The sequence below is a fragment of the Streptomyces sp. NPDC006529 genome, assembly GCF_040611795.1.
Lineage (GTDB): Bacteria > Actinomycetota > Actinomycetes > Streptomycetales > Streptomycetaceae > Streptomyces.
Genome location: NZ_JBEXPB010000013.1, coordinates 21,188 through 32,468, shown reverse-complemented (window position 1 = coordinate 32,468; position 11,281 = coordinate 21,188). Strand labels below are relative to the sequence as shown.

At 73.4% G+C, this 11,281-nt stretch carries 7 protein-coding genes and 3 pseudogenes; 6 read left to right on the top strand and 4 right to left on the bottom strand.

All coding sequences use genetic code 11. The features are described from left to right. Positions 1–52 precede the first annotated feature (52 nt). A complete protein-coding gene (locus ABZY31_RS12740) occupies positions 53–3,757 on the top strand; it encodes a DUF5682 family protein (RefSeq protein ID WP_356408670.1) in 3,705 nt (1,234 codons plus the stop codon). Beyond that, on the top strand, positions 3,754–5,544 hold the full coding sequence (locus tag ABZY31_RS12735; RefSeq protein ID WP_356408434.1) for a hypothetical protein: 1,791 nt from the start codon (positions 3,754–3,756) through the stop codon (positions 5,542–5,544). The genes ABZY31_RS12740 and ABZY31_RS12735 overlap by 4 nt, the downstream gene beginning before the upstream one ends. A 255-nt stretch (positions 5,545–5,799) precedes the next feature. On the opposite strand, the gene ABZY31_RS12730 is transcribed toward ABZY31_RS12735, so the two are convergent. Then, on the bottom strand, positions 5,800–6,441 hold the full coding sequence (locus ABZY31_RS12730) for a hypothetical protein (protein WP_356408431.1): 642 nt from the start codon (positions 6,439–6,441) through the stop codon (positions 5,800–5,802). A 388-nt stretch (positions 6,442–6,829) separates the two neighbouring features. Here ABZY31_RS12730 and ABZY31_RS12725 point away from each other — a divergent pair, with 388 nt between their 5' ends. Continuing rightward, entirely contained in the window at positions 6,830–7,765 is a 936-nt protein-coding gene (locus ABZY31_RS12725; protein WP_356408429.1) for a nitrilase-related carbon-nitrogen hydrolase, read from the top strand. Positions 7,766–8,238: 473 nt separating this feature from the next. Here ABZY31_RS12725 and ABZY31_RS12720 read toward each other — a convergent pair. Both ABZY31_RS12720 and ABZY31_RS12715 read right to left on the bottom strand, forming a co-directional pair. Next, positions 8,239–8,388: pseudogene (locus ABZY31_RS12720) on the bottom strand (thioredoxin-disulfide reductase); the annotation flags it as partial. Between the two features lie 40 nt (positions 8,389–8,428). Continuing rightward, the gene (locus tag ABZY31_RS12715; RefSeq protein ID WP_356408426.1) at positions 8,429–8,848 is read right to left on the bottom strand and encodes an arsenate reductase ArsC; all 420 of its coding nucleotides are present in this window, start codon (positions 8,846–8,848) and stop codon (positions 8,429–8,431) included. A gap of 112 nt (positions 8,849–8,960) precedes the next feature. Here ABZY31_RS12715 and ABZY31_RS12710 point away from each other — a divergent pair, with 112 nt between their 5' ends. The 3 genes and pseudogenes from ABZY31_RS12710 to ABZY31_RS12700 form a co-directional block, all read left to right on the top strand. Beyond that, a complete protein-coding gene (locus ABZY31_RS12710; protein ID WP_356408423.1) occupies positions 8,961–9,269 on the top strand; it encodes a metalloregulator ArsR/SmtB family transcription factor in 309 nt (102 codons plus the stop codon). Further along, positions 9,266–10,357: pseudogene (gene arsB, locus ABZY31_RS12705) on the top strand (ACR3 family arsenite efflux transporter). Before ABZY31_RS12710 ends, arsB begins: the two are co-directional and overlap by 4 nt. After that, positions 10,358–10,780: pseudogene (locus ABZY31_RS12700) on the top strand (pyridine nucleotide-disulfide oxidoreductase); the annotation flags it as partial. It lies immediately after the preceding pseudogene. A 12-nt stretch (positions 10,781–10,792) separates the two neighbouring features. On the opposite strand, the gene ABZY31_RS12695 reads toward ABZY31_RS12700, so the two are convergent. After that, positions 10,793–11,188, bottom strand: a complete 396-nt coding sequence (locus ABZY31_RS12695; protein WP_356408420.1) for a hypothetical protein — start codon at positions 11,186–11,188, stop codon at positions 10,793–10,795. Positions 11,189–11,281: the final 93 nt, after the last annotated feature.

Genomic DNA, 11,281 nt, shown 5'->3' with positions numbered 1-11,281 from the left:
CTCCACCGCCCTGTCCGAGTCCACCGTTCCACCGGACTCCGCCGCCCCCGCCATGACTCCGGACGAGGCGGTGGCGGCCCTGACCGACCCCACCGCCCCGTACCTCATCGGCGTGCGCCACCACGCGCCGTCGCTCGCCGCCGTCATGCCGGAGCTACTGGAGGCGGCGAAGCCCGAGGTGCTGCTCGTCGAGCTCCCCGCGGATCTGCAGGAGTGGCTGCCCTGGCTCGCCCACGCCGACACCCGGGCCCCCGTCGCCCTGGCCGCCGTCCCCGCCACCTCCGGCAGGGACGGCGCGGGGGAGGGGCGCGGGCCCGCCTTCTACCCGTTCGCCGACTTCTCGCCCGAACTCGTCGCCCTGCGCTGGGCCGCCCGCCACGACGTCCCCGTGATCGCCTGCGACCTTCCGCTGTCCGACCCCGCCCGGCACGAGCCCCCGCGCCCGGCCGGGGCGGGGCACGAAGGACCCGGGCTGCGCGAGGCGCTCACCGCCCGCCTCACCGGCCGCCCCGGCGAGGACCTGTGGGACCGTCTGGTGGAAACCGCCGCCCCCGGCTCCCCGCCCGAGGCGCTGCGCCGTGCAGCCCTGCTCACGGGCTGGGCACTGCGGCACGACGCCGAACGGGCCGGGGCGGTGGCCGCGTCGGACCTGGCCCGCGAGCGCTGGATGCGCGCCCGGATCGAGGAGGCCACGGCCGCCGGCCGCCGGGCAGCCGTGGTCGTGGGCGCCTTCCACACCCCGGCGCTGCTGGGCCCCGGGCCCGGCCCGGTGCCGCCCGAGGACGCGCTCCCCAGCGGGCCGGCCTGGACCGTTTCCCTCATCCCGTACACCTATCCGCTGCTGGACGAGCGTTCCGGCTATCCGGCCGGCATCCGCGACCCCGAATGGCAGCACCTCGTTCTGGAGGCGGCGGGCCGCCCGGCCGCCCTGTACGAGGCGCTGCTCACCACGGCCGTACGGATCTGCGGCGAACTGCGTGCGCAGGACCACCCCTCGGGGCCCGCGGACGCCCGCGAGATCGTCCGGCTGGCGGGCGACCTCGCCCGGCTGCGCGACCTGCCCGCGCCCGGCCGCGGCGAACTCATCGAAGCCGTGCAGACCGTACTGACCCAGGGCGAACCCCTCGGCCGGGGGCGCGCGGTCGCCCGATCGCTGGAACGGGTCCTGGTCGGCACCCGCTCCGGCCGGCCCGCGCCCGCCGCCCCGCGCAGTGGTCTGGCACCGGCCGTCGAGGACGAGGTCGCGGCCCTGGGCCTGCCCGGTCCCGCCGACACGGGCCCCGCCGCCCGCGACCTGCGGCTCGACCCCTTGCGCTCCGACCTCGACCGCCGCCGCGAACTCCTGCTGCGCCGGCTGACGGTCTGCGGCATCCCCTACGCCACGTCGACGCCCGTCACGGGCGCCGGCGCCGGCGAGGCCCTGACCACCCGGTGGGAGGTGCGCTGGACCCCGGCCACCGCCGCCATGCTCACCGCCGCCGGGATCCGCGGCGCCACCCCGGCCCAGGCCGCCGAAGGCCTGCTGCGCGAACGGCGCCGAGCCGAACAGGACGACGGAGGGCCCACCGCCGCCCAGAGCACCGACGGCCTCGCGCAGGCCGCCGCCTGCGGACTGCCCGCACTGGCAGACGAACGGCTCACGGAACTGGCCGAGGTCGTCCCGGCCACCGGCACGCTGCCCCAACTGCTGGCCGCCCTCGGCCTGCTGGACCGTATCCGGGCCGGCCACGTCGCCGGACTCGGCCCGGACCCGGACCGCGCCGCGCGGTCGGCGGCGGCAGGCGAACTGCTCACCTCGGCCGCCGTCCGCCAGGTCGACGGCCTCACCGGCTCCGACGACCCCGACGACGCCCGGGCCCTGCTCGAACTCGCCCACCGCGCCGACGTCTTCGGCGGGATCCGGCTCACCGACGCCCTCACCCGGCTGGCCGCCGACGGCTCGCCCCTGATGTCCGGGGCGGCCGGAGCCGTCCGCGTCCTGCTCGGCCACGAGGACGCCCACGCCTTCGGCACCCGTACCGCGTCCTGGGTGGACGCGGCCACCGACGCAGCCACCCGGACCGCGCTGACCGCGCGCCTCACCGGCCTGCTCACCGCGGCCGCTCCGCTCCTGGAGACCATGGCGCCCGTCCTCGACCCGGTGCTGGACCGGGTCACCGACCTCGCGGACACCGCGTTCCTGGACCGCCTGCCCGCGCTGCGCGGCGGCTTCGACACACTCAGCCCCGCCGCCCGCGACCGGCTGCTCGCGGCGGTGGAGGCCCGGCTCGGGGACGCAGCCGGCCTGGTCACCGACACGGACGGCATCGACCCCGCCACGCTGGCGCTGTGGACCCGCGCCGACCTGGCCGCGCGCGAGACCCTGGCCCGGCTGGGCCTCCTGCCACCCGCCCTCCCGGCGGAACCCGACCTCTGCGGACCGTCCGCGACGCCGCCGCAAGACGGCGATCACCGCGGCGGCGAACCGTCACCAGCCACCGCGGCGGAGCCCACGCCCCCTGGCCTGACCGGTACGCCGCCGCACGCCCCCGGCCAGCCACCGGCCCCGGCCGCCGCTGCGCCCGGTGGCGCCGCCGACCGCGCGGCCGCACCACGGGCCGGCCTGCCACCGGCCGCGTTCGCGGCCGGGAAGACCGCACACGCACCGGACCGCGTCCTGGCCCCCGCCGACCGCTGGCGACTGGTGCTCGGCCGCCGCACGGAGCAACTGCCCCCATCCGCAGCGCCGTTGGCCACCGCGCTGGACGAGCTGTACGGCAACGGCCGCGGCGAGGGCTCCCGCGGCGATCTCGGCGCGGGCAACCGCGGAGGCCGCCAGGCGCCCTACCCCGGCGTCCGCGAATGGTCCGAGGAACTGTCCGCCCTGTTCGGCCCCGGCATCCGCGAGGAGGTTCTCGCCGCGGCCGCCGCGACCGGCCGCCGCGACGTCCTGGGCGAACTCGACCCCGCCGTCGTCCGCCCCTCCGTCGACCTGCTGCGCACGGTACTCCAGCACGCGGGCGGCCTCCCCGAGGCCCGGCTCGGCGTACTCCGCCCCCTCGTCCGCCGGCTCGTCGACGAACTCACCCGGCAGCTGGCCACCCGGCTGCGCCCCGCCCTGACCGGCATGACGCTGCCCCGCCCGAGCCGACGCCCCGGCGGACAGCTCGACCTGGCCCGCACCCTGCGCGCCAACCTCGCCACCGCCCGCCGGACCGCCGACGGCAGCGTCCAGATCATCCCCGAGCACCCGGTGTTCCGCTCCCGCGCCCGGCGCGCCGCCGACTGGCGGCTGGTCCTGGTCACCGACGTCTCCGGCTCCATGGAGGCCTCCACCATCTGGTCGGCCCTCACCGCCGCCGTCCTGGCCGGGGTACCCACCCTCTCCACCCACTTCCTCGCCTTCTCCACCGAGGTCATCGACCTCACCGACCACGTGCACGACCCGCTGTCCCTGCTGCTGGAGGTACGGGTCGGCGGCGGCACCCACATCGCCGCCGGGCTGCGCCACGCCCGCACCCTGGTGACCGTGCCGTCCCGCACCCTGGTCGTCGTGATCAGCGACTTCGAAGAGGGCTACCCGGTCGGCGGGCTCCTTTCCGAGGTACGCACCCTCGTCGGAGCCGGGTGCCACGTACTCGGCTGCGCGAGCCTGGACGACGCCGGCCGCCCCCGGTACTCGACCGGCGTCGCCGGGCAGCTCGTCGCCGCAGGGATGCCGGTAGCCGCCCTCAGCCCGCTCGAACTCGCCCGCTGGGTAGGGGAGAAGATCGCATGAGCCACCACCTGCCCGCCGTCGCGCCCGCCGTGACCGCCGAGATCGTCGGCGCGCTCTCGCCGAGGCTGCGCAAGCGGCTCGACGCCGCCATTACCAAGATCGCCGACCGGCCCGTCACCCGCGACGGCGACACCGTACGGATCGCGGTCGACGACGAGACCGGCCTGGAACTCCACGCCCCCGCCGGGATGGTGACCACGGTGGACGCGATCCGCTGCGGCTGCCTGCTCGCCCCGGGCTGCCTGCACCGGGCGGCGATCGCGTCCGCCGCGCCGGTGGCCGACCTGGTGGCCGAACCCGTTGCCCGCCCGGCCTCCGGCGCGGACGCAGGGCAATCGTCCTCCGGCGCGGACGCCGGATCCCCGGAGACGCCGGAGACGCCGGAGACGCCGCAGGCTCAGGAGAGCGCGGCCACCCCCGATCAGCGTGCCGCGGCCGGCCACCTGTGGGCCGCGGGCGCCGCCGTGCTCGACACGGGCATCGAAGGCGCCGGAGCGGTCCTGCAGTCCGAGCTGCTGCGGGCGGCCCACACGGCCAAGCTCGGCGGTCTGCCCCGCCCGGCCGCGGCCGCCGTCTCCGTCGTCACCGCGCTGCGCTCCGCCCGCTCCGCCGACCCCGCCCACCGCCTCGCCGACCTCACGGCAGCCGTCCGAGAACTGCTCGGCACCGCCCACCGGCTGCCCGACGCGACCGGCCCCGAACTGGCCGCCCTGCGCGGCACCGCCCGGCAGACCTACCTGCCGGACGGATCCCTGCGCCTGTACGGCCTGTTCACCGAACCCCTGATCACCGCCGGCGGCTACGCGGGCGCCATCACCTGGACCGCCGCCGCCGACGGCCGCCTCCACACGGTCTCGGACGTCGCCCCGGGCGGCCCCGGCCGTGCCACGGCGGCAGCCGGGCGCACCGTACGCCTGGGCGATACCGCGCTCACCCACCGCCAGCTGTCCCACGCCGGGCTCGCCCTGTCGGGGGCCACCGTCTCGCCCACCGGCCGCCTCGGCGCGGGCGCCGGGTGCAAGGCGGTCCAAGCGTCGGGCGCGGCCTGGACGGACGAACCCATTGCCGCCCTGTGGGTCCCGCCGGCCGCCGTGCAGGCCGCGCGCGCCCTGCACTCCGACGCTCCCGGCGCCGACCTGCTCTTCCTCGACGTGACACTCATGGGCCCCGCCCGCGAGACCGGGGGCGACTGCCTCCTCGCCACGTGCGGCGACCTTACGCTCCGGCTCACCGCGGCCCACGACCATCCCGCACTGGCGTACCGGGACAACCTCCGGATGCTGGCAGCCCTGCCCGGCACGCGCCTGCGGGTCGTCGGCCGCCTCGTCCCGGACCCCCGGCCCACCCTCCAGCTCCTGGCGGCCGCCCATCCGGCGGATCCCGCCCGGCGCGTCGACCTGGGGCTGGACCGGCTGCAACGCGCCGACCTCCCCTCCGCCCCGCCGCCGCCCGTCGCACAGGTCCCCACCGGTCGAGGGACGGACCCGGCCCCCCTCCACCTCCTGCGCCGCCGCCTCGAACAGGCCGTCGCCGCCGGACGCCCCTTCCTGGCCGTCCCCGGATCGCTGTCGGCCGACGCCGGGCAGCTGCGCCGCTCGGCCCTCCCCACCGCCGCCGACCTCCTGGCCGAACTGCAACGCACCGCCACCCGGCGCGCCCGCGACCCCTTCGGCCGCCTGCTCCCCGCCAACCCGACCGACTTCGCCCGCGCCTGGTTGGGCGCGGCCCTGTACGCGGAGGCGGCCGAGACCTCATTGTGTGCGGCGGCGTGGCAGCCGGACCCGTGAGGGACTGCGGGATGAGCCGAAACGGCCACCCAGTTCGCGGATGTCCTGCTGCTCCGGGCGCCCAGCGCACAAGCCGTCGGCTCGGCGTCCCGCCCCTCAGCCGCTCTCACGAGTCGGCGGAGCCGTGAGCTGCTGGGGCTGGACGGGTGGTGGTTGAGCGCCTGGTGGCGGTGACGTCTTTGTTCACGAGAACTCTCGTGAACAAAGACGTCTTCATCCGGTCAGCCGGGTGGTCCGAGAGAAACGGCCAGCCCGTCAGTCCTTCGGCAGAGGAAGCAGCTCGGCATGCCTGACCGTGTAGCCGCCCTTGGTCACCGGGGCGTACGGGGCCGGGGCCATGCAGGTGCCGACCAGGGCCTCCGCGGGAACGGCGTCGCCGGTCGGCAGCAGGTTCACTCCGTTCCAGGAGAAGCCCACGCGGTCCCGGGAGCGCCCCTTGTCCTCGCCGCTGTCGTAGACACTGAACCCGACCCGCTTGCCGACGTCATCTACCGGGCCGCCGTCGCTCACCCTGGTGATGATCGCCGTCAGCGTCGCGGTGTGGGGGCCGGTGACCAGGCAGTCCACGAGGCCCTCGGACGTGTAGGTCTTGTTTCGCTCCGCGGAGTAGTGGGAGACCGTGACCGTGCCCCGAGCATCGGTCGGAAGCCCCGTCGGGATCCCCGGCAACGGCCGACTGTACGGAGCCGCCTGCGCGTCGAACCTGAACGAGCGGACGTCCTTGTCCGGGTAGTAGGGAAGGACGAACTCCGCGCTCCCCGTGACGCTTGCGTACGCGGTCTTGTCGGCACGCTGCTCGGCGGACGCGACGGGGGCAGCACTCAGGGGTAAGCCGACGACGAGGGCGGCGAGTAGGGCCGGGAGGGCCATCGTCCTGGGGCGGGGCAATGCAGTCATCGGGCTCTCCAGGTGCTTGCGGGCCCCGTTGATGGGGTCGCCTCATCCTGGCGTCCGTCCCCGCCCGGGCCATCCGCCTTGATCCGTAACTGATCGCCGGTTCGCCTCAGACCCGAGACCGACCGGCGTCAGCCTCGGGTCTCCCGCACATGCCGCCGTCTTCCCCCGCTGGCTGAAGGTGAAGGCCGGCGGGGCGGCGCAACTGCAAGACACTCCGAGCCGGACCGTTCCGACTTCTCTGCCGTTCCGTTGTGAGCTCTCTCTGGGAGGTCGTGTCGATCGGGTTCGATGCGTGGAGGACGAGGATCTTGGTTTCCGATGGCGCGGTGAATCGTTCTTGCTGGCGTGGCGGTCACCTGGACCGCCCTTCACCGAGGACGTCCCTTTGATGACCGAGCCCGTCCGTGTCGTGTTCCGCTCCGCCTCGCATGCCGCGCCCGCTGTCGGTGAAGGGCTGCGGGTGGCCCTGTATCAGGGCCAGGGCCCTGTCGGTACCCGGCAGGCGGTGAAGCAGAACCTGGAACGCCTGGTCGAGGTTGCCGCGCTCGCGGCCGACTACGGCTGCCAGGTGGTGGTGTTCCCGGAGAAGTACACCACCGGCTACGCCATCGGGCCCGAGCAGTGCCGGGAGCTGGCCGAGCACCGCGAGGGTCCCTCGATCGAGCGCGCCCGGCTGGCGGCCAAGGAGAACGCCCTGGCCGTAGTCCTGCCCTACCCCGAACGCGACGGGACCGCTTTCTACGACTCGATCAGCGTGATCACCGGGGACGGGCTGGTGGCGGCGAACTACCGCAAGACCCACCTGTACGGGGCCGCCGAGCGGCGCAACTACTCCTTCGGGCAGGAGCTGCCGCCCGTCGTCACCATGAACGGCATCGCAGTGGGGGTGCTCAACTGCTACGAGTGCGAATTCCCGCCGCTGTACCAGTACCTCGCCGGACAGAACGCGCAGGTTGTCCTCGGGCCGACGGCTGCGGACTTCCACTTTCGGCTGGCCGACGGCAGCATGAGCCCAGTTCCCTACCAGGACGCCACCCGCCACATCATCCCGGCCATGGCCAGTATCTGGCGTCTGTTCATCGCTTACGCCAATCGCCGCGGCTGGGAGCAGGTCCCCGTCGGCGCCTGGCAGTACCGGGGCAACTCCGGCATCTGGGCGCCCGACGGCGAACCCCTTGTCGCGGCCACCGCCGAAGACCGCCACCATGACTGCCTGCTGATCGCCGACTGCATTCCCGGGACGGTCCCGCCGTTCAGCCCCGAAGGCCACCACCCCACCGACAACCGCCTCACCCTCAACCCCGCCCTGCAACCCGCCCACTGAGGCCCCCACCGGTACCGCAGAGCAGGCAGCACGCGGACTCGCCGCCATTGGAACCGCACAGCGTGACCCATGGCGGCCAGGCATCTCCCCACTCGCCGGCAGCAAGGGAAGGATTCCACCGAGCTGGGGCCCGCCGACCAACGGTCAGCGGACCCTGGGTCGCCCCCGCCGCAACAGTTCCGTGTCCTCGTTCTGAGTGCGGGATCGGCTGCATCGTCTTGATGGTGGAGGAACCTTCCTGACTCTGGCCGCCGCCGTCACCGGCGCCCTGGACGCGGTCCTGACCCGACCGGCCGTGATCCGACGGCAGTGGCCGGAGTCCGGTTTCCCGGGGCCACGCATGGTCGTTGTCCGGACCAGCGGCGGGGGCTTGAGCGTGCGGTCGGCATCCGATCAGGCGGCAGGGCGCGCCCGCCGGAGTCACGGCGATGCCGATGGCCGCCGTTGCCGGGGGAGAGCGTGCGCCCCCGGTCGGGGAAGTTCTCCACCTCGGTGGTCGTGGTGAGGGAGCCGCCGACGAAGATGGAGCTGCCGAACAGCAGCGGCTACAACTGGGCGCGGGCGGTGTAGAGGGCGCCGGTGTATCCGGCGGGGCCGGAGCCGATGATGATGACCTCGCGTATGCCGTCAGCGGCGGTGGTGGGGGTCGTGTCGGTCGCGGGGTCAGCCCTGCTTCTTGGTGTCGATCTCGGCGATCAGGCCTTCGATGAGGCCCTTGATCTCGTCGCGGATGGGGCGGACGGCCTCGACGCCCTGGCCGGCCGGGTCTTCGAGCTGCCAGTCGAGGTAGGTCTTGCCGGGGAAGTACGGGCAGGCGTCCCCGCAGCCCATGGTGATGATGTAGTCGGACGCCTGCGCGGCCTCGGGGGTCAGCACCTTCGGCTTCTGGCCGGAGATGTCGATGCCCAGCTCGGCCATCGCGGCCACCGCGGAGGGGTTGATCCGCTCGCCGGGTACGGACCCGGCGGAGCGGACCTCGACGCGGTCTCCGGCCAGGTGGCGCAGGAACCCGGCGGCCATCTGAGAGCGGCCTGCGTTGTGGATGCAGACGAACAGGACGGACGCGAGCGGGGTGGAGGACATCGCCTCTTCCTTCATCGACCAGGGTCTGCCGGGCGCCGGCATGATCCATGACTCAGCCCCATGACTCAGCCCAGACTGATGTCAGGCCGGAATGATGTGACAGTATCAGTCCATGATGACGTCAGTCGACACTGAACTGATCCGGGTCCTGGCCGATCCCCTCAGGCTCCGGATCGTGACCCTGCTCGCCCGCGAGACCCTGTGCACCACCCACCTCGTGGAGGAGACGGGCGCGAAGCAGACCAACCTGTCCAACCACCTGAAGGTGCTCAGAGAGGCCGGGGTCGTGGAGACCGAACCGTGCGGCCGCTTCACTTACTACAAGCTGCGTCCGGACGTCATCGCCCAGCTCGCCGGCCAGTTCGCCGACCTGGCCGCCACCGCTCGCTCCGCTGCCGAGAACAAGAGGGCCTGTCCGTGACCCCCACCCAAGCTCCCGCGACGACCGAGGACGCCTCGGTCGTGGCGAAGCTGTCGACGCTCGACCGCTACCTCGCGGTCTGGATCCTGCTTGCCATGGGCCTCGGGCTCGGGCTCGGACGACTGATCCCCGGCCTGAACGACGCGCTCGCCGAGGTCGCGATCGGCGGGATCTCCCTGCCCATCGCGGTCGGCCTGCTGGTCATGATGTATCCGGTGCTGGCGAAGGTCCGCTACGACAAGCTCGACGCGGTCACCGGCGACCGCAGGCTGATGATCTCCTCCCTGGTCATCAACTGGCTCCTCGGCCCCGCCCTCATGTTCGTGCTCGCCTGGATCTTCCTGGCGGACCTGCCCGAGTACCGCACCGGCCTGATCATCGTGGGACTCGCCCGGTGCATCGCCATGGTCATCATCTGGAACGACCTCGCCTGCGGCGACCGCGAAGCCGCCGCGGTCCTGGTCGCCCTGAACTCCGTCTTCCAGGTCATCGCCTTCGGCGTGCTCGGCTGGTTCTACCTCGACCTGCTGCCCGGCTGGCTCGGCCTCGGCAACGGCGAGCACCTCGACATCTCCGTGTGGAAGATCGCCCTGAACGTCGTCATCTTCCTCGGCATCCCGCTGCTCGCCGGCTTCCTCACCCGTCGCATCGGCGAGAAGAAGCTCGGCCGGGAGGACTACGAGGCGAAGTTCCTGCCGAAGATCGGCCCCTGGGCGCTGTACGGGCTGCTGTTCACGATCGTCATCCTCTTCGCCCTCCAGGGCAAGACCATCACCTCCCAGCCCCTCGACGTTGCACGGATCGCGCTTCCGCTGCTCGTCTACTTCGCGGTGATGTGATTCGGCACCTTCGCCCTCGGCAAGGCGATCGGCCTGAACTACGACCGCACCGCCACCCTCGCCTTCACCGCGGCGGGCAACAACTTCGAGCTGGCCATCGCCGTCGCCATCGCCACCTTCGGCGTCACCTCCGGGCAGGCCCTCTCCGGCGTCGTCGGCCCCCTCATCGAGGTCCCCGTCCTCGTGGCTCTCGTCCATGTGTCGCTGGCCTGGCGCAAGAAGTTCACGGACAACCAGCTCGGCTCATGACACACCGTCCAGTACAAAAGCCCAGGCGAGTTCGCCGGGCAGCGGGTGATCGTGGTGGGCGGCGGGAACTCCGGGGCCCAGATCGCCGCTGACCTCGCATCCACCGCCGACCTGACGTGGGTCACCCAGCGCCCGCCCCGCTACCTCCCCGACGACATCGACGGCCGCGCCCTCTTCGACGCCGCGACCGCCCGCCAGCGCGCCCTCGACTCGGGCGGCCCGGACGTCGGCGGCGTTGCCGCTCTCGGCGACATCGTGGCGGTGCCCGCGGTCCGGGCGGCCCGTGATGCCGGGCTTCTGGCGGCGAAGCCGATGTTCACCCGCCTCACCGCCACCGGTCCCGAATGGGCCGACGGCACCCGAGCCGAAGCGGATGCCGTCGTCTGGTGCGCCGGCTTCCGCCCCGCCCTCGCCGTGCTCGCAGGGGCGCGCCGGCTAAGACGATCCGGAGGCGGCGTTCCAGGCCATGATCAGGAGAACGACGATGATCGACAACGGGACGGCGATGAGCAGCCCGCACCCGATGGCACCGGGCAGGTTCTCCCTGCGAAGGCGCTGATCGAGCAGCTTCGCCTCGGGGGTGTCGTTCCGCCAGTGCGGCTGGAGCTCGGCGGTGCCGTCGGCGATCGCCCTGGCCACCCGGGCGACGTCCGCGGGATGGTACGCACGCCACTGGACCGGTCCCCAAGTGCCGTGCGCTACACGGTGGTTGTTGCGGACTCCGTTGGCGTTCGCGGTGGCGTCCAGGCAGGTCGCCCGGATGGTCGGCCAGGCTCGGGCCAACTGTCTCTCGGACAACCAGGCGACGCGCTCCGGTCCTGCTGCTGCCATGGGCGCACCTTCTCTCGGCTCGCAAGCAGTCTCTACCCGATTCGGCGGGATAGGCAACACCCGCTTCCCGTAACCGACTTGGCCACTCGACTG